Origin of the sequence: Pantoea sp. ANP04, assembly GCF_041982285.1 — a bacterium.
In the GTDB taxonomy this organism is placed as follows: domain Bacteria; phylum Pseudomonadota; class Gammaproteobacteria; order Enterobacterales; family Enterobacteriaceae; genus Pantoea; species Pantoea eucalypti.
Map to the genome: position 1 here is coordinate 134,598 of NZ_JAUTYS010000012.1, position 24,499 is coordinate 159,096.

Annotated in this window: 23 protein-coding genes and 1 tRNA gene; 15 read left to right on the forward strand and 9 right to left on the reverse strand. The window is 55.9% G+C overall.

Annotated features, from left to right (window positions below; genetic code table 11):
• Positions 1–9: 9 nt before the first annotated feature.
• Complete coding sequence (locus Q7C21_RS16860) at positions 10–2,373, forward strand: TIM-barrel domain-containing protein (RefSeq protein ID WP_078804973.1); 2,364 nt, start codon at positions 10–12, stop codon at positions 2,371–2,373.
• A gap of 60 nt (positions 2,374–2,433) precedes the next feature.
• Here the strand turns inward: Q7C21_RS16860 and ftnA are convergent, their stop codons facing one another.
• Positions 2,434–2,940 carry a non-heme ferritin gene (gene ftnA / locus Q7C21_RS16865; protein WP_003848509.1) on the reverse strand — a complete coding sequence of 169 codons (507 nt, stop codon included), beginning with the start codon at positions 2,938–2,940 and terminating at the stop codon, positions 2,434–2,436.
• Positions 2,941–3,428: 488 nt separating this feature from the next.
• Here ftnA and Q7C21_RS16870 point away from each other — a divergent pair, with 488 nt between their 5' ends.
• The 3 genes from Q7C21_RS16870 to Q7C21_RS16880 are packed head-to-tail and all read left to right on the forward strand — an operon-like array spanning position 3,429 to position 5,668.
• On the forward strand, positions 3,429–4,097 hold the full coding sequence (locus tag Q7C21_RS16870; protein WP_078804972.1) for a nucleoside recognition domain-containing protein: 669 nt from the start codon (positions 3,429–3,431) through the stop codon (positions 4,095–4,097).
• Positions 4,087–4,560, forward strand: a complete 474-nt coding sequence (locus Q7C21_RS16875; RefSeq protein WP_003848518.1) for a YjiG family protein — start codon at positions 4,087–4,089, stop codon at positions 4,558–4,560. Before Q7C21_RS16870 ends, Q7C21_RS16875 begins: the two co-directional genes overlap by 11 nt.
• Before the next feature lie 4 nt (positions 4,561–4,564).
• On the forward strand, positions 4,565–5,668 hold the full coding sequence (locus Q7C21_RS16880) for a M20 peptidase aminoacylase family protein (RefSeq protein WP_008925715.1): 1,104 nt from the start codon (positions 4,565–4,567) through the stop codon (positions 5,666–5,668).
• Positions 5,669–5,712: 44 nt separating this feature from the next.
• On the opposite strand, the gene Q7C21_RS16885 is transcribed toward Q7C21_RS16880, so the two are convergent.
• The 7 genes from Q7C21_RS16885 to Q7C21_RS16915 form a co-directional block, all read right to left on the reverse strand.
• Positions 5,713–6,384 (reverse strand): DUF1989 domain-containing protein, encoded by a 672-nt coding sequence (locus tag Q7C21_RS16885; protein ID WP_110411011.1) that lies wholly within the window; start codon positions 6,382–6,384, stop codon positions 5,713–5,715.
• A gap of 13 nt (positions 6,385–6,397) precedes the next feature.
• Positions 6,398–7,063, reverse strand: coding sequence for an amino acid ABC transporter permease (locus Q7C21_RS16890; RefSeq protein ID WP_110411762.1), 666 nt, complete (start codon positions 7,061–7,063; stop codon positions 6,398–6,400).
• Positions 7,063–7,713 (reverse strand): amino acid ABC transporter permease, encoded by a 651-nt coding sequence (locus tag Q7C21_RS16895; RefSeq protein ID WP_003848526.1) that lies wholly within the window; start codon positions 7,711–7,713, stop codon positions 7,063–7,065. The genes Q7C21_RS16890 and Q7C21_RS16895 overlap by 1 nt, the downstream gene beginning before the upstream one ends.
• 6 nt (positions 7,714–7,719) lie before the next feature.
• The gene (locus Q7C21_RS16900) at positions 7,720–8,367 is read right to left on the reverse strand and encodes an urea carboxylase-associated family protein (RefSeq protein ID WP_008925712.1); all 648 of its coding nucleotides are present in this window, start codon (positions 8,365–8,367) and stop codon (positions 7,720–7,722) included.
• Positions 8,351–8,980 (reverse strand): DUF1989 domain-containing protein, encoded by a 630-nt coding sequence (locus tag Q7C21_RS16905; protein ID WP_033761428.1) that lies wholly within the window; start codon positions 8,978–8,980, stop codon positions 8,351–8,353. Before Q7C21_RS16905 ends, Q7C21_RS16900 begins: the two co-directional genes overlap by 17 nt.
• 3 nt (positions 8,981–8,983) lie before the next feature.
• Positions 8,984–9,811 (reverse strand): transporter substrate-binding domain-containing protein, encoded by an 828-nt coding sequence (locus tag Q7C21_RS16910; RefSeq protein ID WP_008925710.1) that lies wholly within the window; start codon positions 9,809–9,811, stop codon positions 8,984–8,986.
• Between the two features lie 250 nt (positions 9,812–10,061).
• Entirely contained in the window at positions 10,062–10,913 is an 852-nt protein-coding gene (locus Q7C21_RS16915) for a MurR/RpiR family transcriptional regulator (RefSeq protein WP_375150944.1), read from the reverse strand.
• 308 nt (positions 10,914–11,221) lie between these two features.
• Here Q7C21_RS16915 and prfC point away from each other — a divergent pair, with 308 nt between their 5' ends.
• The 10 genes from prfC to mrdA all read left to right on the forward strand — a co-directional run bounded on the left by prfC (position 11,222) and on the right by mrdA (position 22,577).
• A complete protein-coding gene (prfC, locus tag Q7C21_RS16920) occupies positions 11,222–12,808 on the forward strand; it encodes a peptide chain release factor 3 (RefSeq protein ID WP_008925708.1) in 1,587 nt (528 codons plus the stop codon).
• Positions 12,809–13,066: 258 nt separating this feature from the next.
• Positions 13,067–13,681, forward strand: coding sequence for a molecular chaperone OsmY (gene osmY / locus Q7C21_RS16925; protein WP_039659344.1), 615 nt, complete (start codon positions 13,067–13,069; stop codon positions 13,679–13,681).
• A gap of 99 nt (positions 13,682–13,780) precedes the next feature.
• Complete coding sequence (locus tag Q7C21_RS16930) at positions 13,781–13,942, forward strand: DUF1328 domain-containing protein (RefSeq protein ID WP_003848537.1); 162 nt, start codon at positions 13,781–13,783, stop codon at positions 13,940–13,942.
• Positions 13,943–14,161: 219 nt separating this feature from the next.
• A complete protein-coding gene (locus Q7C21_RS16935) occupies positions 14,162–15,214 on the forward strand; it encodes a patatin family protein (RefSeq protein WP_375150945.1) in 1,053 nt (350 codons plus the stop codon).
• Entirely contained in the window at positions 15,211–16,008 is a 798-nt protein-coding gene (locus Q7C21_RS16940) for a TatD family hydrolase (RefSeq protein WP_039659343.1), read from the forward strand. The genes Q7C21_RS16935 and Q7C21_RS16940 overlap by 4 nt, the downstream gene beginning before the upstream one ends.
• A 248-nt stretch (positions 16,009–16,256) precedes the next feature.
• The gene (gene deoC, locus Q7C21_RS16945) at positions 16,257–17,036 is read left to right on the forward strand and encodes a deoxyribose-phosphate aldolase (RefSeq protein WP_008925705.1); all 780 of its coding nucleotides are present in this window, start codon (positions 16,257–16,259) and stop codon (positions 17,034–17,036) included.
• A 61-nt stretch (positions 17,037–17,097) separates the two neighbouring features.
• A complete protein-coding gene (gene deoA, locus Q7C21_RS16950; protein ID WP_008925704.1) occupies positions 17,098–18,426 on the forward strand; it encodes a thymidine phosphorylase in 1,329 nt (442 codons plus the stop codon).
• A gap of 95 nt (positions 18,427–18,521) precedes the next feature.
• The gene (deoB, locus tag Q7C21_RS16955) at positions 18,522–19,745 is read left to right on the forward strand and encodes a phosphopentomutase (protein ID WP_039659340.1); all 1,224 of its coding nucleotides are present in this window, start codon (positions 18,522–18,524) and stop codon (positions 19,743–19,745) included.
• Positions 19,746–19,771: 26 nt separating this feature from the next.
• Entirely contained in the window at positions 19,772–20,485 is a 714-nt protein-coding gene (deoD, locus tag Q7C21_RS16960; RefSeq protein WP_003848553.1) for a purine-nucleoside phosphorylase, read from the forward strand.
• 220 nt (positions 20,486–20,705) lie between these two features.
• Entirely contained in the window at positions 20,706–22,577 is a 1,872-nt protein-coding gene (gene mrdA / locus Q7C21_RS16965) for a penicillin-binding protein 2 (protein ID WP_008925702.1), read from the forward strand.
• A gap of 27 nt (positions 22,578–22,604) precedes the next feature.
• On the opposite strand, the gene Q7C21_RS16970 is transcribed toward mrdA, so the two are convergent.
• Positions 22,605–23,924, reverse strand: a complete 1,320-nt coding sequence (locus Q7C21_RS16970) for a PAS domain-containing methyl-accepting chemotaxis protein (RefSeq protein WP_105099901.1) — start codon at positions 23,922–23,924, stop codon at positions 22,605–22,607.
• Between the two features lie 223 nt (positions 23,925–24,147).
• Between Q7C21_RS16970 and Q7C21_RS16975 the strand changes: the two genes are divergently transcribed.
• Positions 24,148–24,223: transfer RNA gene (locus Q7C21_RS16975), tRNA-Phe, on the forward strand.
• Positions 24,224–24,499 lie beyond the last annotated feature (276 nt).

Here is a 24,499-nt window from a genome sequence, read left to right on the forward strand (position 1 = left end):
GATATCGCGATGAAAACCCTGAAGAACTGGACGCTGCATCAGCAGGCCGATCACTTTGTTGAGCTCAAGGTCGAACAACGTCATTTCCTGCGGCTTTATGTGCTGGAAGAAAAGCTGATGCGCGTGCTGCTGAAACGCGACGGTGAGCTGGCGCTGAACCGCACCTGGAGTATTGCGCCCGGTCAGGATGTGCCCTGGGAGGGACGTGACCGCGAGGCGCTGGATGGTTTTACGTTACCAACGTTTCAGGTGGAGCACGATGCGCAGCAACTGCGTCTCAGCACGCAACAGTTGCGCGTCACCGTGCATCAGCCGCTCTGCCTGAGCTGGGAGCAGTTTGATGGGGAGAGCTGGCAGCCGCTGACCGCCGATCGCCACACCGGTGCCTATCTGTTGAATGCGCACGGCGACGGTGTCGAGCACTATCAGCGTCGTCAGCCGCAGGATCGGGTGTATGGTCTGGGTGAGAAGAGTGGCGACCTGAACCGCGTTAACCGTCGTTTTGAGATGCGTAATCTCGACGCCATGGGCTACAACGCCGCCAGCACCGACCCGCTCTACAAACATATTCCGTTTACCCTGACGCAGCGCGATGGCGTCAGCTTCGGCCTGTTCTATGACAACCTCAGCAGCAGCTGGCTCGATCTGGGGAATGAGCTGGATAACTACCATCTGCCTTATCGCCGTTACCGCGCCGAGGCAGGTGATCTCGATTACTACATGATGCTCGGCCCGACGCTGCTCGACGTGACCAAAGCTTTTGTGCGTCTCACCGGACGCACGCTGTTTCAGCCGAAGTGGAGCCTGGGTTACAGCGGTTCTACCATGCATTACACCGACGCGCCGGACGCACAGCAGCAGCTGCAATCCTTTATCCGTCTGTGTCGCGAGCATGAGATTCCCTGCGACTCGTTCCAGCTCTCATCCGGTTATACCTCGATTAATAACAAGCGCTACGTCTTCAACTGGAACTACGACAAAGTCCCGAATCCCAATGCGCTGAGCGACGCGTTTCATCGTGCCGGCATGAAGCTGGCGGCCAACATCAAGCCCTGTCTGCTGCAGGATCATCCTCGCTATCAGGAAGTCGCATCACAGGGGCTGTTTATTCGTGACTCTGAGCAGGATCGCCCGGAGCGATCGGTGTTCTGGGATGACGAGGGATCGCACCTTGATTTCACCCATCCGCAGGCGGTGCGCTGGTGGCAGGAGAATGTGACTCAACAGCTGCTGGAAAAGGGCATCGATTCCACCTGGAACGACAACAACGAATATGAGGTGTGGGATGGCGAAGCGCGTTGTCACGGTTTCGGTCAGCCGATTGCTATCAAGCATATCCGTCCGGTAATGCCGCTGCTGATGATGCGCGCCTCGATGGAAGCCCAGCAGCAGTTTGCGCCAGACAAACGCCCTTATCTGATCTCCCGTTCCGGCTGTGCCGGAATGCAACGCTATGTGCAGACCTGGAGCGGCGATAATCGCACCAGCTGGCAGACTTTGCGCTACAACATCCGCATGGGGCTGGGCATGAGCCTGTCCGGGCTGTTTAACGTCGGACACGATGTCGGCGGCTTCTCTGGCGATAAGCCTGATGCCGAGCTGTTTGTGCGCTGGGTTCAGAATGGCGTGATGCATCCGCGTTTTACCATCCATTCATGGAATGACGATCACACGGTGAACGAGCCGTGGATGTATCCGGAAGTGACACCGATGATCCGCGAGGCGATCCGCCTGCGCTATCGGCTGATGCCTTACCTTTACAATCTGGCGTGGCAGGCGAGCGAAGAAGATGAGCCAATGCTGCGTCCGACCTTCCTCGATCATGAACAGGACCCGCAGACTTATCAGGAGTGTGATGACTTTATGCTGGGTCGCGATCTGCTGGTTGCCAGCGTCGTAGAGCAGGGCGCGCGCAGCCGCGATGTCTATTTGCCGCGTAACCGTGGGGGCTGGTATGACTGGCACAGCGGTAAAGTGTTTGCGGGCGGCGAAACCATCACGCTGGATGCACCGCTGGATCGGCTGCCATTGCTGGTGCGGGCTGGTGCGATCATCCCACTGGGCGAATGTGAAACCACGACGGATGCCCGCCGCGACACGGTACGGCAGTGGCAACTGTGGCCAGCACCAGAAGGCATAACGACTCAGGGCGAAATGTTTGATGATGATGGCGAGAGCCATGGCTGGCAGCAGGGCAATGCACTGTGGCTGAGCTGGACATTGTGCAGCAGCGCTAGCCGAATCGACCTGACGGTGGAAAAACGTGGCGATTACCAGCCCGCCTGGCGCGAGATCGCGCTGTTATTGCCTGAAGGCGAACATCGTGAGCTGTGGGTGAATGGCGATAAAGCGGCAAGTTACCGGCTGGAATAGCGGTGCAGTAGTGTCAGCAAGACGGAAATAAGATCGGCCCCGAAAAGGGGCCGATAAATATTATTCTGCGTGATTCTCGGTGCTCATGCGGCCCAGATCTTTATCGACCAGGAACAGACCGTTGCCGCTGTTGCTGACCAGCGCCAGTTTATCCAGCACAGTTTTGAACAGCTTCTCTTCTTCGTGCTGCTCAGCCACATACCACTGCAGGAAATTGAAAGTAGAGTAGTCCTGTGAAGTCATAGCAGCGTGGGCCAGCTCATTGATTTTGCTGGTGATCAGCTGCTCATGCTCCAGCGCCTGCTGCAGAATTTCATTCAGCGAGGTAAAGGCGACGGGTGGTGCGGCAATGGTGCCCAGCACCGGCATGCCGCCAGTATCGCTCAGGTAGTCAAACAGACGCTGCATGTGCTGCATCTCTTCGCGTGAATGCATCTTCAGGAAGGAAGCGGCACCCTCAAAGCCTTTGTCGCTGCACCAGGCGCTCATTTGCAGATAAAGATTGGCAGAGAAAAATTCCAGGTTCAGCTGGTCGTTTAAACGCCCAGTCATTTCAGCAGTCAGCATGGCCGAGTCCTTTTAAGAAGATGTTAAATACAGATGTAAAGTCGGTGAATTATGCATCAAACATGTGCGTAATGTGAAGCCTTTTCGGCAAAATAAGCTATTTTATCTGATTGATTTAAATAGAATTATTTCGGAAATTGAATGCGACCAATTCTCATCCTGCATCATACTTTGCCGGCCAATTAATTCAGGGTAATCAGCACCATGATAGTGCGACCGGGGGTGTTCATGCTGGTGCAGGCGCTGCAGCGACAGGTCAAATAACCGCATTCTGATGACGACCCGAAAATATAACGTTGCGGTATGGCAACGTTATTCCGGAGAAAAGTATATAGCCGGCATGAATAAAACGTCCCATCGCGACAGACGAGACAGTAATAATCATGTTTACAACTGCTCTGGCATAAATCCTGCTTGAAACTCACTTCCCAACGTTGAAATTTGCAATGCCAGGGAATTTGCGGCAAGGCAGTTATCAGGAGAAAGAAATGTCAGACGAGAGTGTGGTTAATCCGGTGAAACTGACGGCGACCAAAGGCAGTTATGTGTCGTTAATTTTTGCCATTCTGTTTTTTTCAGGGCTGTTTTATCACGTCGAGGGCCTTTCATGGTTAGGTGCGTTCGACTTCACCACTCTGGGCGGCAGCTTTGGTACCATGAAAGATCCCGCCAGTAACACCTTTCTGGGCGCAGGCGGACTCAGCGCCAAAGCGGGTTTCCTGTTTGCGCTGTCGCTGACGCCCACGGTGATGCTGGCGCTGGGCGTGCTGGAAATCTTCACCCACTATGGCGCGATTCGCGCAGCGCACCGGTTGCTGACACCTTTGCTTAAACCGCTGATGGGATTACCTGGCCATTGCGGTCTGGCGTTAATCACCGACCTGCAAAGCACTGATGCGGGCGCGGCATTAACCAAAGAGATGGCTGATCAAAAGCAGATCAGCAAAAAAGAGGTGGTCGTCATGAGTGCCTGGCAATATTCCGGTGCCGGGTTAATCAATAATTACTTCGCCATCGGTTCAGCGCTGTTCGCCTCCATGACACTGCCGATTATTATTCCGCTGTTATTAATGTTTGTTCTTAAATTTGTCGGTGCGGCGATAACGCGCGCTGTGTTAAACAGTGTTTATAAAAAGGATTTCGCTGATGGAAAATAAAATCGCAACCAGCAGTAATCCCTTTGATGTGTTTGTAACCGGCGCGCGTAAAGGCTTTCACATCGCCATTCATAATCTCATGCCGAATGTGGTGATGGCGTATGTGCTGGCTGAGGTGCTGAATCTGCTCGGCATCATGCAGTTTCTCGGGCATGTTTTTGCGCCGGTGATGGGGCTGTTTGGTCTGCCGGGTGAGGCGATTACTGTGCTGCTCACCGCGTGGCTCTCATCGTCGGCAGGCACGGGTGTCGCGGTCAGCCTGCTGACCAAAGGGCTGCTGACCGGTGCGGATATTACGATTCTGGCCCCGGCAATTTTCCTGATGGGATCGCAGCTGCAATATATGGGGCGGCTGCTGGGCGTGGCTGATGTGCCCAAAAAATACTGGCCGCTGCTGATGCTGGTGAGCATCATTAACGCGCTGATCGCAATGTCTGTTATGCGTCTGTTTATTCAGGAGTAACGCTGTGTCTGAGGTTTTAGAGCATTACCACTATTTGCATGAAATTCCGGAGCTGGGTTTTCAGGAGGTGAAAACCTCGGCTTATATCGCGGACCAGCTGGAGAAAGCGGGCCTGAAGGTAACGCGTAACATCAATAACACCACCGGTATTGTGGCGGAGATCGACAGCGGTGTTCCGGGTCCGGTGCTGGCACTGCGCGCGGATATGGATGCACTGGGTCACATCATTGATGGCGTGCCGTGCGCGCGTCACACCTGCGGTCACGACGGTCACTCATCGGTCGTGCTGACGGCGGCGACGGCGCTGCTGCAGGAGGGCACGGTGAAACGTGGCCGGCTGAAGATCCTGTTCCAGCCCGCCGAGGAGCTGGGTGCCGGGGCGCTGGCAATGATCGAAGGTGGCGCTCTGGATGATGTGGAGATGATTCTTGGCTTCCACCTGCGTCCGCTGGAGGAGTGTGTCGTCGGCCAGGCGGTGCCTGCGGTACTGTACTCCGCCTGCAGCACGCTCGAAGCCACCATCAAAGGCCAGCCCGCCCATGCGGCGCGTCCGCATCTGGGTGTGAATGCGCTGGATGCGGCCGTACAGGCAGTGCAGGCGGTTAACGCTATCCATCTTTCGCCCGGCCTGACCTGGAGCGTCAAAGCGACTCGCTTCCTGTGCGATGCGGGTGTCACCAACTCGGTGCCGGATGAAGCGCGCGTAGTCTGGGATCTGCGTTCGCAGGAGAACGGGCCGATGACGCTGCTGAAAGAGCAGGTTACGCGTGCCATCACTCACAGCGTGGCGGCACTGGGTGCCACCGCGGAGGTCCGCGTGCTGAAAGAGATGCCCGCCGCCGAGATTGATGATGAGGCGACGGCGGTGATCCGCGCCGCCATCGTCGAGGTGCTGGGCGAAGAGGGCGCATTGTCGACCCGCACCACGCCGGGCAGCGAGGACTTTTTCTACTATCCGGTGAAGCGTCCGGGTGTGAAAGCGGGCTTCTGGGGGCTGGGTACCAACCTGACGCCAGGACTGCATCATCCTGATATGCGTTTTGATCTCAGCTCACTGGAAATTGGCGTGCAGATCTTTAAAGCCTGTGTCAGAAAGGTGCTGGGATAGAGATTAACGTTGCCCGTCTCCTTGCGGCGGGCAACATCATTCTGTCAGGCTGGCACCCACGGTCCGGCCAGTTGGGGTTGCGGAAATCCTCCTGTGAGAATACGCAGTTCCGCATCACGTGGGGTATTGTCGCCCGCCCCCTGAATGCTGACGATATCCTGCGGGCAGGCGGAAAAGGCGACATAGCAATCCATCTCGGCGCGAAGGATGATGTAGTCCCCCGGACGCGTCACAACCGGCAGCGTTTTTAGCGTCATGCCGTCTGACTGCACCTGAATATTCATAAAGATATTAAACGACGCCAGATTGCCGTGCGGCAGCTTTACGCCCAGCGCCGCCATACTCTCAAACAGATTGTCATGGCAGTTTCGGTGCGGTTCGGTACACCCCAGAAGCTCATAACGGCGTGCATCGCATGCTGCCATAAAGGTGTCGTGTACGCCCGGCGAGGTATCCGCAACCAGCGTCAGGATAGGATGGCGCTGGCTGGTGATAAAACTGTCACCAACGTGAGGATTGAGGCGTTGGTTCCAGACGCGTGTCGCCTCCATCGACATATATTCAGTCAGGTCGTTTGCGTTATACGCCCAGCAATCCACGACCTGTGTGCCGTGCAGATTAATGACCTGCACCGCTTCGCCTTTGCGCAGTAAAACGGCTTTACCGTAACGCGCGGGAATAAGCAGCGTATCGCGCTGCGGATATTCAGCTGACATAAGATTCTCCTGACTAATGTGGCAAGGTGCGCCGGTAGCGCGTCATGCGAAATTCAATGCGGCGGATCAGCCCGTCGAGCAGGCTATTGAGTGTCCAGTAGCTGAGCGCTACGGTGAGGTAGATCTCCAGCGGAGCATAGGTCTCGGAGATCGCTTCCTTAGCTGCGTACATAAACTCCTGTACTGAGACGATGGAGAGCAGCGCGGAATCCTTGATCAGACCGATGAGCAACCCGACCAGCGGGGAGAGCATCTGTGGCAGCGTCTGCGGAAGTGCCACATCACGCAACTGCTCCATCCGGCTCAGCCCGAGCACGCGACACGCCTCCCACTGACCGCGCGGCAGCGTCTCAATCGCACTGCGTATAACCTGGGCAACGTAAGGGGCGTAGTAGAGCGTCAGCGCCAGCACGCCTGCCTGCGGCGAGCTGAGGGTGATGTTATAGTCTGGCAACACGAAATAGAGCAGATAGATCACCACCAGCAACGGCAGCGCCTGGGTTAGCGCACTGTATAAACGCAACAGCTTTCGCCAGAAATGGGGAGCGCGCAGCATACCGATCGCCATAATGATGCCCCACAATAACGAGCATAATGCAGCGACGGCGCAGAGTTGCAGCGTCACCGCCATCCCCTCGCCCAGTGAGGGCAGTGCTGTAAGAATCGCCTGCCAGTCCATCATAGGCGTTTCCCTCTGAGTTCCAGCCGGCGGGCAATGCGCATCAGCGGCAGCGCGATTAACAGATAGCCCGCCGCGACCAGCAGTAATACCTGGGTTGCCTCATAGGTACGTGCGATCACAATCTGTCCGGCGTAGGTCAGTTCGGTAAGCGCCACTACCGACGCCAGTGGCGTGGTCTTGAGCAGAATAGTAAATTCGCTCACCAGCATCGGCAGGCTTGATCGCACGACCTGCGGGTTGATTACATACCACCAGGTCAGCCACCGGCTCAGTCCCAGTGTGCGTGCCGCTTCGCGCTGACCGCGCGTCACCAGGCTCTGATTCACGCGCAGAATCTCTGCCACGTAAGCGCCACTATTGAATCCAATGGCGATCACCGCCGCCAGCATGGGATGTCCACCAAGACCAAGACGTGGCAGGGTAAAAAAGACCACAAACAGCTGCACGATGGCGGGAGTGCCGCGCATCAGGCTGATATAGAGGCGGCCTGCGCAGCGCCACAACCAGAAGCGGCGCAGCTGAAGAAAACAGCCAAGCTGGCCCATCACAAGGCTAAGCAGCGCCGCCAGCAGCGTGAGTGAGAGCGTCATCAGCAGACCATGTCCCAGTTCGGGCAGGGCGCTGACCACCTGTTCATTCAGCCCCATAACCCACTAATCCTCGTTAAAATCGAAAAGATTTTCCGCAACGGCAAGGCGAAGCGGCGCAGGCTGGTCATTACCCTCAATACCGGTATTGCAGGCAGAAACGACAAACTGCATATCCATGGTGACGCGGCAGGTAATCGCGTCGCCAGCCCGGGTCAGGTTGGGTTCGGGCAGTATCTCTCCCGCCTGCGTTAGTCTGACGTGCATGAAGAGATTGATGGGGTCTGGCAGCTTCGGTGCCCGGATGCCGAGACGCGACAGCTCGCGACTGACTGCCTCCACACACCCCTCATCCTGATACCCCCGCGAGGCCAGGAAGTCGCGCGTTGAGGCGGGCAGCAGCAGGTCATGGCGCTTTACGCTATCTTTGCCCAGCACCATCATCGGGCGGCGGCGATTGTTTACCAGGCGCATGCCGGAGCCGAGCAGATAACTGTTGCTGAATACGCGGGTGTGATGAACAGAGAGCCATACCGCCGGATCCACAAGGCTGAACCCGAACAGCGATGCCACAGCGCCCGGTGCCAGCGCGCTGATGCGCAGCAGCTGGCCCCGCAGAACCTGAATCGAACCCACACTGCCCGCCGCGACGGTGAGCGGGGCGGCAACCGAACGCGGTGCATCTTCTGTAAAACCTTCACGCATAAGCAGCATGGGTGACCTCCGCAGGTTCGCTGTCATGGATCTCAATGGCGATCGGCGTGACCTGCAGGCCATTACCGGGAATGATGTCCTGAGGACAGGATGAGACGGCGCAGATGAGATCGCACAGCGCCTCGAAGACGATCCTGTCACCGGCCTGACTGTGGGGATCGGTAACTTCCATGCGGCCATCGGCCGTCACCGGGCCGTTCTGAAACAGGTTGAAGGGTTCCGGCAAGGCGTAATAGGTGATGCCGTGCGCCTTCATCCCTTCCAGCAGGTTATCGACGCAGTTGCGATGGCCTTCCACACCGAAATCGACACTAAAACGGGTGCGATCGCAGGCTGGGACGTTGGCATCGTGAATACCAATGGTGTCGGAGACGATGCGCAGCAGCGGCCGATTTTCGCTGGACCAGAGTGAATCCCCCGGTCTGAAGAAAAGCGAGCGAAGATGCTGGCGGGTATGCACCGGCGAGAGTTTCTCATCATGATTCGCTGCATTCACCGCAACGAAATCGGCAGCCTGCTGGCCCTCGCTGTCGATGATGGTAATCAGCTGGCCTTTACGAACCAGAAAAGTGCGGCCGTGCCCGGCGGGTATGGTGAAAGAGAGAGGGCTCATCGCTTACTCCGCGGGAATGAAGTTGGTGGCGGGCACGGTAAAAGTGGTGCCGAGATAGTGCTTCTGCAGTGCGGCAAGTTTACCGCTCTGCTGCATGGCCAGAATATGATCACTGATTGCCTTGTTCAGGCTGAGATCCTCTTTACGCGTGGCCCAGGCCATCCACTGCGAAGGGCCTACTTCTCCGGCCTGTACTAATTTGTCGGGATACTTCTTCACGATCGGTGCCAGCACCGCAATATCATCCAGCACAAAGTCAGCGCGTTTTGTCATCAGCGTACTGACGGTTTGATCCAGGGTATCGACACTGATGATGGTAATGGGCGGTTTACCTGCTTTCTTCAGCGCCTCATTGAAGCTTTTCAGCAACTGCTCCGGCACGCTGGCGCTCTTCACTGCGCCACGCAGTCCTGACAGGCGCTCAGGAGAGAGTCCGGATTTGCTGATCTTTTCGGCGTCGCTTTTACGCATCAGGACACCGTTAACGGTTTTGCTGTAGGGCACGGTAAACAGCACTTTCTTCGCGCGCTCTGCGGTGACGTTGAGTGATGATCCTTCCGCGTTAAAAGATCCTGAGATCAGACCGGGAAGAATGCCGCTGAAGGCGGTTTTCTGAAACACCAGTTTCACGCCGAGATCGTCGGCAAACGATCGCATGATGGCCACGCTGTAACCGGTGACCTCGCCATTATCACTGGTGTATTCATAGGGCGGGAAGGTCGGGTCGATGCCGACCGTGATTTTGCCGGCACTTTTAATGTCCGTTAGCGTATCAGCCTGCGCCGCACTGACGGCAAGCAGTGCGGCGATGAGCAGTGCGATTTTTTTCATTATGGTGGTCCCTGGTATGGGTGAAGGTCACCTGTACCTGAGCAGTTTTTGTGCCACGTTGTAACAGTGATGAAGCAGATGGCTGATGCGCTACCTGCTTTTGTAAACAGAATCAGTGAGAAACATGAGTTTCATATAATGATATTTATTTTTCTTTTGTTTCTGTGAGGAGGTTAAGAGGGCTGGCACGCCGGACAGCGGCGCACCTTTACAGGGCGTCAGATGAACAAAAATGCGTCAGCGTAGCGCACTATTCCAGCTCGTCGAGTTGCTGGTGCAACACCTCAATTGCGGCAAGGCGTTCGCTACCGGCCTTACCTGAATGGCGTGCTACCAGCGAGCAAAGCAGATTACAGACGCCGGAGAGCGCCACCGTGCTGTCGAAAATCAGAGTGCTATCGGTATGGCAGCGCAGTGTCCAGCGCGCGTGGCGTGCAGGTTTTCCCGCCAGCGCATCGGAGAGATAGAGCATGGGAACCTGCTGCACGCTGAGTGCTGCCATTGCCGTATCCAGCGCGGGCATACGGCGGCGGAGACCGACGCAGATTGCCATATCCTGCGGGCCGAGCGTCGCAAGCTGTTCGGCCAGAGAATCGCCCGCGCGTGGTAGTAGCGTAACGCCGGGATGAACGTGCAGCAGATTGCGATAAATCAGGGCAGCAATAGTCTGACTGTGACGCCAGCCCAGCACCACGATGCGGCGCGCCTGCGCTATCGCCTCAACGCACGCCTGTAGTGTTTCCCCATCCAGCGAGCGGAAGGTATTGACCAGATTGGCAATCTCTTTTTCAAGATGCTGCTGCATCAGGCTGTCGAGTGGGGAAGCGCTGACGCCGGAGTGCAGATAAAGTGGCGATCCGCTGTTCTGCATCTCGCGCGCCTGACGACGCGCCGCCTCGTAGCTTTCATAGCCGAGATGACGAAAAAAACGGGTAGCGGTGGCTTTGGAGACACCTGCGCTCTGCGCCAGTTCTGTGGCTGTATTCATCGCCAGCTGGCCGGGAGCCGCGAGCAGCACCTCCGCCAGCCGTTGTTCGTGAAGGGAAAGCTCATCCCAGTATTGTCGAATACGGCCCTCGAGGGGGACCGGTTTGGCGCTCATGGGGGATTCCCTGAAAATGAAAAACCTTATCCTGCACAGTGTGTGCCGGGTTGTCATCTGTTTTGACCTTTGCGCGCAGGCAGGCAACAATTTCCTCCGCCGCTGTTCGCCGCCGCGCGCAAAATATTGTATGCTATGCCGCCTTAAAGCTGACCAGGTAACCGGACTTCACGCCAATGTAACGTCGCGCTGACCCGCCAACGATAAAAGATCGTTTTTGGCACCGTTTACCCGCCGGTAAGGTTCTGCCGGCCACCGTGATTTATCAGCAGCGCCAGTACGTTGCGCTGCCTATTGAGAAGAATTCCATGTCTAATCCCTTTTTAGAAGAGGTGGCACGCCGCCGCACCTTCGCGATCATTTCGCACCCGGATGCCGGTAAAACCACCATTACCGAAAAAGTGTTGCTGTTCGGACAGGCTATCCAGACCGCCGGTACCGTAAAAGGCCGTGGCTCTAACCAGCACGCCAAGTCGGACTGGATGGAGATGGAGAAACAGCGTGGTATCTCCATTACCACCTCGGTGATGCAGTTCCCTTACCGTGATAGCCTGGTAAACCTGCTGGATACCCCAGGTCACGAAGACTTCTCGGAAGATACCTATCGTACGCTGACCGCCGTTGACTGCTGTCTGATGGTGATTGATGCCGCGAAAGGCGTCGAGGATCGTACCCGTAAGCTGATGGAAGTCACCCGTCTGCGCGATACGCCGATCCTGACCTTTATGAACAAACTTGACCGTGATATCCGCGATCCAATGGAAGTGCTGGATGAGGTGGAAAGCGAGCTGAAAATTGCCTGCGCACCGATCACCTGGCCTATCGGCTGCGGCAAGCTGTTCAAAGGGGTTTATCACCTCTACAAAGATGAGACCTATCTCTACCAGACCGGTAAAGGCCACACCATTCAGGATGTCCGCATCGTGAAGGGGCTGGATAATCCGGATCTCGACACTGCCGTCGGTGAAGAGCTGGCCGCACAGCTGCGTGAAGAGCTGGAGCTGGTGCAGGGCGCCTCGCACGAATTTGAGCAGGAAGCTTTCCTGAGCGGCAAACTCTCACCTGTCTTCTTCGGCACCGCGCTGGGTAACTTTGGCGTTGACCATATGCTGGACGGACTGGTTGAGTGGGCGCCACGTCCTATGCCGCGTGACACCGACACCCGCACGGTAGAAGCGAAAGAAGAGAAGTTCAGCGGCTTCGTGTTTAAGATCCAGGCCAATATGGACCCGAAACACCGCGACCGTGTGGCCTTTATGCGTGTGGTCTCCGGTAAATATGAAAAAGGGATGAAGCTGCGTCAGGTGCGTACCGGCAAAGATGTGGTGATCTCAGACGCCCTGACCTTTATGGCGGGCGACCGTTCACACGTTGAGGAAGCCTATCCCGGCGATATCATTGGTCTGCACAACCACGGCACGATTCAGATTGGCGACACCTTCACGCAGGGTGAGAACATGAAGTTCACCGGTATTCCGAACTTCGCGCCAGAACTGTTCCGTCGTATTCGTCTGCGCGATCCGCTGAAGCAGAAACAGCTGCTGAAAGGGCTGGTTCAGCTGTCCGAAGAGGGTGCCGTGCAGGTCTTCCGTCCGGTGCATAACAACGATCTGATCGTTGGCGCGGTCGGGGTACTGCAGTTCGATGTGGTAGTGGCACGTCTGAAAAGCGAATATAACGTTGAAGCCATTTACGAAGCGATTAACGTCTCAACGGCGCGCTGGGTTGAATGCGACGATGCTAAAAAGTTTGATGATTTCCAGCGTAAGAATGAAGTTAACCTGGCGCTTGATGGCGGTGATAATTTGACTTATATCGCACCAACCATGGTTAATCTTAATATTACTCAGGAACGTTATCCTGACGTCCGTTTCCGCAAAACGCGCGAGCACTAATCGCCTGTTTCCGGGCCATTCCAGCTGGGAATGGCCCTGTTTTCACCCTTCCAGACTCCTCCTAAAAACCCTGTTTTTCTTCTGTTTTGACGTGTGATCAACCAGTTAGCCAGGCAAATTGCAAAATGCCGTCTATGATTACTCTATCGGACGGCGGAAGAGACTTCTCTTGTCCTTACGTCCTGTTACGCAGCGGCCTTTGTTGCCTCTGTTTCGCCCACAGTTTTGGGTGAGTTAACTGATAGAAGGAAGATATCGATGAACAAGACTAAGATTGCTAAAACCCTGATGGCCGCCATGATTGGCTCAGCACTGATCAGCGGCAGCGCACTGGCTGACGAATCAATGTCGCAGAAAGCGTCACAGACAGCCGACAACGCGGGTTCGAAAATCGATAGTTCTATGAAAAAAGTCGATGGTTATATGGATGACAGCGGCATCACTGCCAAAGCTAAAGCAGCGCTGGTAGATGACGACGCAATTAAAAGCACGGATATCTCGGTAAAAACGCATAGCGGCGTCGTGACATTAAGCGGTTTCGTCACCTCACAGGACCAGGCTGAAAAAGCGGTCGCTGTGGTGCAGAAAATCGAAGGTGTTAAATCCGTCAGCGACAAACTACACGTCAGAGACAGCAAATCATCTTCAGTGAAAGGTTATGCCGGTGATGCCGCAACGACCAGCGAAATTAAAGCTAAGCTATTAGCAGATGACATTGTTCCGTCGCGCAACGTAAAAGTTGAGACTACCGACGGTGTTGTTCAGCTTTCAGGGCATGTTGCTAATCAGGCACAGTCAGATCGTGCAGAAAGCATCGCTAAAGCCATTGAAGGCGTGAAAAGCGTTAAGAATGACCTGACGGTTAAATCTTAATAGCTAACGTGTGGCCGCTCAGGTGGCCACACGAATAAAAGATACCCATCCGGGGATAAACTAAGCAGTTCGATTTTTAAATAGGGTAAGGAGAGGCTTATGTTTCGTTGGGGCATTATTTTTCTGGTGATCGCACTGATCGCTGCAGCATTAGGTTTTGGCGGTTTAGCGGGCACAGCAGCATGGGCAGCTAAAGTTGTCTTCGTCGTTGGTATTATCCTGTTCCTCATCAGCCTGTTTACCGGCCGTAAAAAGCTTTAGCCGATGAGTTCTGCAGTCTAATGCAACGCAAAGCATAGAGCGGAGACCAGTCATCTGTAGCGACTGACGTGAAGAGAGGGACACTTTCACATCGCTGCAAGGTAAGCCAGCACCGCTGGCCTGCCGGTTAAAGGAATAGTTGACTGGTTCTCCGGCATGCTGCCGTCATAAACGGATCGATCCTCCAGCATACCCGGAACCCTTTTTGAGGTTCGCACAGTGGGTATACGCATTCCTGTTACACTCGGCACCATTGAACCTCTGGCCCTGACACCCTTTAAATCTCAGAAAATTGCGTTGGTGTGTGAAGGCGGCGGTCAGCGCGGCATTTTCACCGCAGGCGTTTTAGACGAATTCCAGCGCGCCCGATTTAATCCCTTTCATCTGATGCTCGGTACCTCTGCCGGTGCGCAAAATCTCTCAGCGTTTGTCTGTGGCCAGCATGGCTATGCCCGTCGTGTCATTACCCGCTACACAACCAGTAAACTCTTTTTTGATCCGCTGCGCTTTGTGCGTGGGGGCAATCTGATCGATCTCGACTGGCTGATCGATATCACCCGCAGTGAATTCCCGCTGGCGATGAGCAGTGCGGAACCGTTGTTCTCCAGCGGCCGCGAGTTCTATATGTGCGCCTGCCGCAGCGATGACTATACGCCCGGTTATTTCAATCCTACCGCGGATAACTGGCTGGATCTGATTAAAGCCTCCAGCGCCATTCCCGGTTTTTACCGGCTGGGCGTCAATCTGGAAGGGATCAGTTATCACGATGGCGGCATCAGCGATGCCATTCCGGTGCGTGAAGCTGCGCGACGCGGGGCCGATACGATTGTGGTGATCCGCACCGTGCCGTCGCAGATGTTCTATACCCCGAAATGGTTTAAGCGCATGGAGCGCTGGCTCAGCACCGGTGCGCTGCAGCCGATGATTAACGTCCTGAATAAGCATGAGCAGAGCTATCGGGAAATTCAGCAGTTTATTGAGAATCCCCCCGATGATTTGCGCATCATTGAAATTTTCCCGCCCCACGTACTGGCCAGCAGTGCGCTGGGCAGCAGCATCGCGGCACTGAATCAGGATTACCATCTGGGACGGCGCTGTGGTCGCTATTTCCTCGCTACGCTGGGCCAGTGGCTGAGTGATGCAGAACCGATGGTCTCAGCGCGGGTCGTTACGCCGCCTGCGCCGGTCGCCAATGCGCCCGATACCCGGTTGATCATCACACCTCCGCTGGCGGACAATGATGCGGATTACGACAAAGGATCGCTGGCATGAGGTTTATCGACACGCACTGTCACTTCGACTTTCCACCGTTCGAAGGGGATATCGCCGCCAGTCTGGCGCGCGCCGCTGAGGCGGGCGTGGAGAAGATCATCATCCCGGCGATTGATGCCAGCCGTTTTGAACGGGTCTGTGCGCTGGCCGCAGCACATCCGCCGCTGTACGCGGCGCTGGGCCTGCATCCGATTGTCATCGAACATCATCAGAACGCCCATCTCGATCAGCTGGAAACCTTACTGCAACAGCGGCCGCGTAAACTGGTGGCGATCGGTGAGATCGGGCTGGATCTCTATCGCGACGATCCGCAGTTTGATAAGCAGCAGCGCTTTCTTGAATCACAGCTTAAGCTGGCAAAGCGTTATGCGTTGCCGGTGATCCTGCATTCGCGCCGGACCCATGACAAGCTGGCACAGATTCTGCGTCGTCACGATCTGCCACGCCGTGGCGTGGTGCACGGTTTCGCTGGCAGCCTGCAACAGGCGCAGGCCTTTATTAAGCTGGGTTATGCGATTGGCGTTGGCGGAACCATTACCTATGAACGCGCCAGCAAGACCCGTCAGACCGTGGCGCAACTGCCGCTCTCTTCGCTTTTGCTGGAAACCGATGCACCCGATATGCCGCTGCAGGGTTTCCAGGGCCAGCCAAACCGTCCGGAACGGGCGCGTCAGGTGTGGCAAGTGCTCTGCAGCCTGCGCAATGAGTCACCTGAAGAGATTGCCGATGCGCTGTGGCACAACAGCCAGCAGCTGTTTCAGCTCGATCCCGCTTTCCCGGCGCTGCGTAACTGACTGTCCGCCTTTCGCCTGAACGCGACCCCTTGCGCTAAAATGTGATAATAGTAACAATGTACCTGCTGGCGTATAATCGTCCTCAGGTAGTGTAATTTGCGATTTCAGTCACGTTTCATGTGGCAGGATTGCACCATTTTCTTATTCCAATGTGACTGCTGGCACATATCAGGCCGCTTCAGAGTGTTATTATTATAACATTCCGCCGGCAAGCCGGTGGGTTGCACCCCAATCCTTTGGAGAGCCTCATGACCGATATCAAACACCTTGCCCTGCGCGCCCTGAAACTGATGGATTTGACCACCCTGAATGACGACGACACCGATGCAAAAGTGATCGCCCTGTGTCATCAGGCTAAATCCCCGGCAGGCAACACTGCGGCAATCTGTATCTATCCGCGCTTTATTCCGATCGCGCGTAAAACGCTGCGCGAGCAGGGCACCCCGGAGATCCGCATCGCCACGGTGACCAACTTCCCACACGGCAATGACGACATCGACATTGCACTGGCCGAAACCCGCGCCGCTATCGCTTACGGTGCCGATGAAGTGGACGTGGTGTTCCCGTACCGCGCACTGATCGCCGGTAACAGTCAGGTCGGTTTCGATCTGGTGAAAGCCTGTAAAACCGCTTGTGCTGAAGCGGACGTGCTGCTGAAAGTGATCATCGAAACCGGTGAGCTGAAGCAGGAATCGCTGATCCGTCAGGCCTCCGAAATTGCCATTGATGCCGGCGCTGATTTCATCAAAACCTCCACCGGTAAAGTGCCGGTTAACGCTACGCCAGAAGTGGCGCAGATCATGATGAATGTGATCCGTGACAAAGGCGTCAGTAAGCAGGTTGGCTTTAAACCTGCGGGCGGCGTACGTACCGCTGAAGATGCCGCGATCTATCTGCAAATGGCAGAAGATACGCTGGGTGCCGACTGGGCCGATGCGCGCCATTTCCGCTTTGGTGCATCAAGCCTGCTGGCGAGCCTGCTTAACACGCTGGGTCACGACAGCGACACCAGCAAAGCGGGTTACTGATCCCTCAGGCGGTCGGTGACCGCCTGTTCCCCATCCTGTTTTCCCTGACCAGGGGGCTACCTTGTTCCTGCCACAAGAAATTATTCGCAAAAAACGTGACGGCCATGCGCTGACTGAAGAGGAGATTCGCTTCTTCATTAATGGCGTGCGTGATAACACCGTCTCGGAAGGTCAGATCGCCGCGCTGGCGATGACCATCTACTTCCACGATATGACGCTGCCAGAACGGGTCGCGCTGACGATGGCAATGCGTGATTCCGGTACGGTGCTTAACTGGAAATCACTCAACCTTAACGGGCCAGTGGTGGATAAGCACTCGACCGGCGGCGTCGGCGATGTAACGTCGCTGATGTTAGGTCCGATGGTCGCCGCCTGCGGCGGATATGTGCCGATGATCTCCGGTCGCGGCCTCGGCCATACTGGCGGCACGCTGGATAAACTGGAAGCGATTCCGGGCTTCGATATCTTCCCCAGCGATGACCGCTTCCGCGAAATCATTAAGCAGGTCGGTGTGGCGATTATCGGCCAGACCAGCTCGCTGGCACCGGCGGACAAGCGCTTCTACGCCACGCGTGACATCACCGCTACCGTCGATTCCATTCCGCTGATCACCGCTTCGATTCTGGCGAAGAAGCTGGCAGAAGGGCTGGATGCGCTGGTGATGGATGTCAAAGTGGGTTCCGGCGCGTTTATGCCCACCTATGAAGCATCAGAGAGTCTGGCGCAGTCGATTGTGGGCGTCGCCAATGGTGCCGGCTGCCAGACCACCGCGCTGCTGACAGACATGAATCAGGTTCTTGCCTCCTCAGCCGGTAACGCACTTGAAGTGCGTGAAGCGGTTCGTTTCCTCACCGGCGAGCAGCGCAATCCGCGCCTGCTGGAAGTGACGCTGGCGCTCTGCAGTGAAATGCTGATCTCCGGCAAACTGGCTGCCAGCGATGCCGAAGCACGTCAGAAGCTGATGACGGTGCTGGATAACGGCAAAGCCGCCGAGGTGTTTGGGCGCATGGTGGCTGCCCAGCAGGGACCGACTGATTTCATTGAACGCTATGACACTTATCTGCCCCAGGCGATGCTGAGTAAACCGGTCTACGCCGACCAGCCAGGCATCGTCAGCAGCATGGATACTCGTGCGCTGGGCCTGGCGGTTGTGGCGATGGGCGGCGGACGTCAGCGTGCCAGCGACAGCATCGATTACAGCGTTGGCTTCAGTGAGATGATCACCCTGGGCGAGCGTGCCGATGCGCAGCGTCCGCTGGCGATGATTCACGCCAGCAGCGAAGACAAATGGCAGCAGGCTGCCGCTGCGGTTAAAGCCGCACTGGTACTCGGGGATTCCGCGCCAGCTGAGACGCCGGTTGTCTATCGCCGTGTGAGCGATATCAGCTAACTGACCAGTAACCGGTGCCAGCCGTGATGCATTCGGGTATACTGATCTGATCGCTTTTTTTTGACTTGTCACGCGCCATAGCGCAGGAGACTTGCATGAAACGTGCTTTTATTATGGTGCTCGATTCCTTTGGAATTGGCTCCAGTAAAGATGCCGATAAATTCGGTGACGTGGGTTCAGATACCTTAGGTCATATCGCCGAAGCCTGTTTTAACGGTGAAGCAGACAAGGGGCGTAAAGGTCCATTGCATCTGCCTAATCTCACCGCGCTGGGTCTGGGCAAAGCCGCAGAGCTGTCTACCGGCCGCTTCCCGCCAGGCCTGGATCCTGAAGCGAAGATCACTGGCGCGTACGCGTACGCCAGCGAGCTTTCGTCAGGTAAAGATACACCGTCAGGCCACTGGGAGATCGCTGGCGTGCCCGTGCTGTTTGACTGGGGCTACTTCAGCGACAAAGAGAACAGCTTCCCGCAGGACCTGCTGGATAAGCTGGTTGAGCGTGCAGACCTGCCGGGCTATCTCGGTAACTGCCACTCTTCCGGTACAGTGATTCTCGACCAGCTGGGCGAAGAGCACATGAAAACCGGCAAGCCGATTTTCTATACTTCTGCCGACTCGGTGTTCCAGATCGCCTGTCACGAAGAGACCTTTGGTCTGGATCGTCTCTATGCGCTGTGCGAAATTGCCCGTGAAGAGCTGACTGAAGGTGGCTACAACATTGGCCGCGTTATCGCCCGTCCGTTTGTGGGTGACAAAGCGGGTCAGTTCGAGCGTACCGGCAACCGTCACGACCTGGCCGTCGAGCCGCCATCTGCCACTATGCTGAAAAAGCTGGTGGACGAGAAGGGCGGCCATGTGATCTCCGTGGGTAAAATCGCGGATATCTATGCCGAGCAGGGCATCACCAAAAAGGTCAAAGCGACCGGTCTGGATGCGCTGTTTGATGCGACGATTCAGGAGATGAAAATCGCGCCGGATCAGTCGATAGTCTTCACCAACTTCGTTGATTTCGACTCAACCTGGGGACATCGTCGCGATGTAGCCGGTTATGCAGGTGGTCTGGAGCTGTTTGACCGCCGTCTGCCTGAGCTGATGGCGCTGGTTGGCGAAGATGACATTCTGATCCTGACGGCTGACCATGGCTGTGACCCGACCTGGCACGGCACCGAACACACGCGTGAGCACATTCCGATTCTGATCTACGGACCGAAAGTGGAGCCGGGTTCACTGGGATACCGTGAAACGTTCGCCGATATTGGTCAGACAATTGCACACTACTTTGGCCTGTCCGAGATGGACTATGGCAAGAACATGCTGTAAATCAGCACTTTAATAAGGATTAAACAATGGCAACCCCACATATTAATGCTGAAATGGGCGATTTCGCTGACGTCGTACTGATGCCTGGCGATCCGCTGCGTGCAAAACACATCGCAGAGACCTTCCTGGAAAACGCGGTTGAAGTGAACAACGTGCGCGGCATGCTGGGCTACACCGGCACCTACAAAGGCCGCAAAGTCTCTGTAATGGGTCACGGAATGGGTATCCCTTCCTGTTCCATCTACACCAAAGAGCTGATCACGGACTTCGGCGTTAAAAAGATCATCCGTGTGGGCTCCTGTGGTGCCGTACGTGCCGACGTAAAACTGCGTGATATCGTGATTGGTATGGGTGCCTGCACCGATTCCAAAGTAAACCGTATGCGTTTTAAAGATCACGACTTCGCTGCGATTGCTGACTTCGACATGGTGCGTAACGCGGTTGATGCGGCGAAAAACCTGGGCGTTGAAGCGCGCGTGGGTAACATCTTCTCTGCCGATCTCTTCTACACCCCGGATCCGCAGATGTTCGACGTGATGGAAAAATATGGCATCCTCGGCGTAGAGATGGAAGCTGCAGGTATCTATGGTGTGGCCGCTGAGTTCGGTGCAAAAGCGCTGACCATCTGTACTGTATCCGACCACATCCGTTCCGGCGAGCAGACCACTGCTGCTGAGCGTCAGACCACCTTCAACGACATGATTAAGATTGCGCTGGAGTCTGTCCTGCTGGGTGATTAATCCGCGCGGCGGGTAATCGTTCCCGCCCGCTATCCGATCCCCTGTTCAGATCCTCCTTTGCGGGAGGATCTGATTTTCCCGCCTCGCCGTCCCGGTAACATTCACATCAAATGACACACTTTTGCTGAGGCTTGTGCATCTTCGCGCTGGCACCTCTGCATCCGGGCCTTATCATAGTGCGCAATAACAGATAAAAATTAATCGCCTGATATGCCTCCTGATGAACTTTCGTAACTTTGATGCTGAAGAGAAGCTGTTTGCCCGTCGTGCCGCAATAGCCTTTGCTCTGGTCTGTATCTGTTTCACCATTCTTGGCGTAAACCTTTATCGCCTGCAGGTGCGCGATCATAGCTACTACCAGACGCGATCCAACCAGAACGACATCAAGATGATCCCCATCGCCCCGACACGTGGGCTGATTTATGACCGCAACGGTATTCCGCTGGTGCGCAACGTCAGCTGGTACGCCATTACGCTGACCCCATACAAAATCACCGATATGGACGCCACACTGCGGGCGCTGACACCTTTAATTAATCTGACGCCCGATGAGATTGATACGTTCCGCCGTGCCCTGAAACAGACCAGTCGTTACAAGCCGGTGGTGCTGAAAGAGGAGCTGAATGAAGAGCAGGTCGCGCGCTTTGCAGTTAATCAGTTTCGCTTTACCGGTGCCAGTCTGGAAACCTATCAGGATCGCCAGTATCCCTATGGCGCCGATCTGGCACACGTGCTCGGTTATGTGTCGAAAATCAACGACAGCGACTACAAACGGCTGAACGCAGAAGGCATCGCCGAAAACTATGCCGCTGACCACAATATTGGTAAGCAGGGGATTGAGGGCTATTACGAATCGCTGCTGCACGGCAAGCCGGGTTATCAGGAAGTGGAGGTGGATAACCACGGCCGCATTGTGCGGGTGCTGAAAGAGGTGCCGCCAGTGGCGGGTAAAAACCTGACGCTGACGCTGGACCTGCATCTGCAACAATATATAGAGAGTCTGCTGGCGGGACAGCGTGCGGCGCTGCTGGTTGAAGATCCGCACGACGGCTCAGTGCTGGCGATGGTTTCCAGCCCCAGTTACGACCCCAACCCCTTTGTAAAAGGCATCAGCTATCAGGCCTACAAAAAGCTGCTGCAGGATAAAGACCTGCCGCTGATTAACCGCGTCACGCAGGGCCTTTATCCGCCTGCCTCCACGGTGAAACCCTATATGGCGATGTCGGCGCTGCTGACCCATGTTATTACGCCACAAACGCAGTTCTTTGGCGCGCCGACCTGGACGCTGCCAGGCACCGACCGGCACTATCGCGACTGGAAAAAGAGCGGGCACGGCATGCTGGATGTTACCCGGGCGATTGAAGAGTCTGCCGATACCTTCTTCTATCAGGTGGCATTCATGATGGGCATCGACCGGATTCACACCATGCTGAGCCAGTTTGGCTATGGCAAGTCGACCGGCATCGACCTCAATGAAGAGTACAGCGGCTTACTGCCGAGCCGTGAATGGAAGCAGAAGGTCCATAAAAAGACCTGGTATCAGGGCGATACGGTGTCTGTGGGTATCGGGCAGGGCTACTGGGTTGCGACGCCGATTCAGATGGTGAAGGCGATGGTGGCGCTGATTAATAATGGTCGGGTCATTGCACCGCATCTGCTGGAAAAAACCCAGCGCGGCACGCTGGTTGAGAACTACCATCCCGCGCAGCGCGAGGCGCAGATTGGCGATCCGCATTCACCCTACTGGTCGCTGGTTCGACACGCGATGTTTGGCATGGCTAACGCGCCAAATGGCACAGGTTATAAATATTTCCATACGGCACCTTATGGCATCGCTGCAAAGAGTGGGACATCGCAGGTGTTCAGCCTGCGCCAGAACCAGACTTATAACGCGAAGATGATCCCGGTGCGGCTGCGTGACCATATCTTCTACACCGCTTTTGCGCCGTTTAATGACCCGAAAGTGGCGGTGGCGTTGATTCTGGAGAATGGCGGTAATGAAGGGATTGTTGCGGCACCCGTAATGCGGGCGATTCTGGATCACATCTTTATTCCTTCAGCACCCGAAGCACCTGCTCAGCCTGCACCGTAAAAAGGGGGCGATTGCCCCCTCAACGTGTCAGGCTTTAAGTGTTTTAGTCACCTGACTGATGGCGCGCACGACGTCGGTTGCGCCTTCACGGATTTCCGCAATCACGCCGCCCGCCTCCTGGGCCAGCTGCACGCCTTGATCGGCGCGTTTCAGGTTCGATTCAATCCCTTTCAGCGCCCGGTTCGCCAGCAGGTGGTTTTGCTGTACCCGATTTTCAATGTCGCTGGTGGCGCGATTGATGTTCGCCGCCAGCGTGCGGACTTCGTTAGCGACCACCGCAAAGCTGCGGCCATGAGCTCCGGCACGCGCGGCTTCGATTGCGGCATTCAGCGCCAGCAGGTTAGTCTGATCGGCTATCCGGCGGATACCTTCCACAATCGCGCCGATACGATCGGAGGATTCACTCAGGCCAGTGATATCACCCGAGATCCCCTGCAGTTCACCGGCCAGGGCGTTCATGGTCTGCACACTGCTGGCGATAACATCCGCCCCCAGCTTTGTGCTCTGATCGGTTTGCAGCGCAGTGTGATAAGCCCGCTGTGCCGCGTCATGCTCCTGCTGGTTTTTTTCCACCTGCGCGGTGACATCGGTGGCGAATTTCACGATCTTGTAGAGCCTGCCCTGTTCGTCAAATACCGGATTGTAGGTGGCGCGCAACCAGACCGTTTCACCGCGTTTATTCACGCGGGGAAACTGACCCGAGACAAATTCTCCCCGGTTCAGCTGCTGCCATAATTCACTGTATTCGCGGCTCTCACGCAGGGCCTGCGAACAGAAGCGACTGTGATGAATGCCTTCCACCTCTTCACGACGGTATCCCATGGTTTTCAGGAAGTTGTCATTGGCTTTCAGCACTTCACCTTTAAGGTTAAAGGCGATGACTGCCATTGACCGTTCAATGGCGGTGGTGATGGCGCGCTGCTCATGCGCATCGTTAATATGACCGGTGATGTCGGTCGCCAGTTTGACGATTTTGATCACCCGGCCATGACGGTTCTGTACCGGCACATAATTGGCTTCCAGCCAGATTGGGCGGCTGTTTTTTGCCATACGCAGAAACTTATTGCTGAAGCTTTCGCCCCGGTTCAGTCGCAGCCAGAAATCCTGATACTCCCGCGACTGCAGCTGTTCCGGAGTGCAAAACAGGCTGTGGTGCTGGCCTTCAATCTCAGCCAGCGTGTAGCCCATGCGCGCCAGAAACAGCGCGTTGGCGCTGAGAATGGTGCCATCGGGAGAGAACTCAATCATGGCGATGGAGCCGTTGAGAGAGCTCAGCGTGGCAACTGAGTGTGAGCGCTTCTGCCAGCTATGGCGCGAAGCGATGCCTGATGTAATGGTGGAAAACATAGCGATCCTTATTATTAGTGTTGGTCTCGCATCCTATATCGGCAAAATCGCGGCACAATGCAGCCTTAACTCGCTCCGCTGAGTGAAATTTATACGGCTTGCCGTGAGGTTTTTGCGGCGGCTCAAAACCAGTCATTGAGTTGATGGAAAAGCGGTCAATCGAGTGAGTTTCGGTGAAAAGCGTTTGACGCTGCCGGGCCGCTTTGGTTTAATGCGGCCCGTTGCCCGAATAGCTCAGTCGGTAGAGCAGGGGATTGAAAATCCCCGTGTCCCTGGTTCGATTCCGGGTTCGGGCACCATCTTTAAAGAACCCGCCTCTGGCGGGTTTTTGCGTTTATAGAGCGAACCGCGTTATCGAAGGTTCGATTCACTCGCCACGTTCCTGTGGCTCGCCCTCCGGGTCGCGCTGGCACGCGATGCAAAAATGCTCCCGGCATTTTTGTCCGGGTTCGGGCACCAAAATTCAAAGAACCCGCCTCTGGCGGGTTTTTGCGTTTGTAGAGCGAACCGCGTTATCGAAGGTTCGATTCACTCGCCACGTTCCTGTGGCTCGCCCTCCGGGTCGCGCTGGCACG

Excerpts from the sequence above, each read along its gene's own strand:
- mrdA (WP_008925702.1), top strand. The coding sequence starts at position 20,706 with ATGAACTTTCGTAACTTTGATGCTGAAGAGAAGCTGTTTGCCCGTCGT.
- deoC (WP_008925705.1), top strand. The coding sequence starts at position 16,257 with ATGACCGATATCAAACACCTTGCCCTGCGCGCCCTGAAACTGATGGAT.
- Q7C21_RS16970 (WP_105099901.1), bottom strand. The coding sequence starts at position 23,924 with ATGTTTTCCACCATTACATCAGGCATCGCTTCGCGCCATAGCTGGCAG.
- Q7C21_RS16890 (WP_110411762.1), bottom strand. The coding sequence starts at position 7,063 with ATGGACTGGCAGGCGATTCTTACAGCACTGCCCTCACTGGGCGAGGGG.
- deoD (WP_003848553.1), top strand. The coding sequence starts at position 19,772 with ATGGCAACCCCACATATTAATGCTGAAATGGGCGATTTCGCTGACGTC.
- Q7C21_RS16885 (WP_110411011.1), bottom strand. The coding sequence starts at position 6,384 with ATGTCAGCTGAATATCCGCAGCGCGATACGCTGCTTATTCCCGCGCGT.
- Q7C21_RS16930 (WP_003848537.1), top strand. The coding sequence starts at position 13,781 with ATGTTTCGTTGGGGCATTATTTTTCTGGTGATCGCACTGATCGCTGCA.
- Q7C21_RS16905 (WP_033761428.1), bottom strand. The coding sequence starts at position 8,980 with ATGAGCCCTCTCTCTTTCACCATACCCGCCGGGCACGGCCGCACTTTT.
- Q7C21_RS16940 (WP_039659343.1), top strand. The coding sequence starts at position 15,211 with ATGAGGTTTATCGACACGCACTGTCACTTCGACTTTCCACCGTTCGAA.
- Q7C21_RS16875 (WP_003848518.1), top strand. The coding sequence starts at position 4,087 with ATGGAAAATAAAATCGCAACCAGCAGTAATCCCTTTGATGTGTTTGTA.
- deoB (WP_039659340.1), top strand. The coding sequence starts at position 18,522 with ATGAAACGTGCTTTTATTATGGTGCTCGATTCCTTTGGAATTGGCTCC.
- Q7C21_RS16910 (WP_008925710.1), bottom strand. The coding sequence starts at position 9,811 with ATGAAAAAAATCGCACTGCTCATCGCCGCACTGCTTGCCGTCAGTGCG.
- Q7C21_RS16915 (WP_375150944.1), bottom strand. The coding sequence starts at position 10,913 with ATGAGCGCCAAACCGGTCCCCCTCGAGGGCCGTATTCGACAATACTGG.
- Q7C21_RS16900 (WP_008925712.1), bottom strand. The coding sequence starts at position 8,367 with ATGCTGCTTATGCGTGAAGGTTTTACAGAAGATGCACCGCGTTCGGTT.
- Q7C21_RS16895 (WP_003848526.1), bottom strand. The coding sequence starts at position 7,713 with ATGGGGCTGAATGAACAGGTGGTCAGCGCCCTGCCCGAACTGGGACAT.
- osmY (WP_039659344.1), top strand. The coding sequence starts at position 13,067 with ATGAACAAGACTAAGATTGCTAAAACCCTGATGGCCGCCATGATTGGC.
- ftnA (WP_003848509.1), bottom strand. The coding sequence starts at position 2,940 with ATGCTGACTGCTGAAATGACTGGGCGTTTAAACGACCAGCTGAACCTG.
- prfC (WP_008925708.1), top strand. The coding sequence starts at position 11,222 with ATGTCTAATCCCTTTTTAGAAGAGGTGGCACGCCGCCGCACCTTCGCG.
- Q7C21_RS16870 (WP_078804972.1), top strand. The coding sequence starts at position 3,429 with ATGTCAGACGAGAGTGTGGTTAATCCGGTGAAACTGACGGCGACCAAA.
- Q7C21_RS16860 (WP_078804973.1), top strand. The coding sequence starts at position 10 with ATGAAAACCCTGAAGAACTGGACGCTGCATCAGCAGGCCGATCACTTT.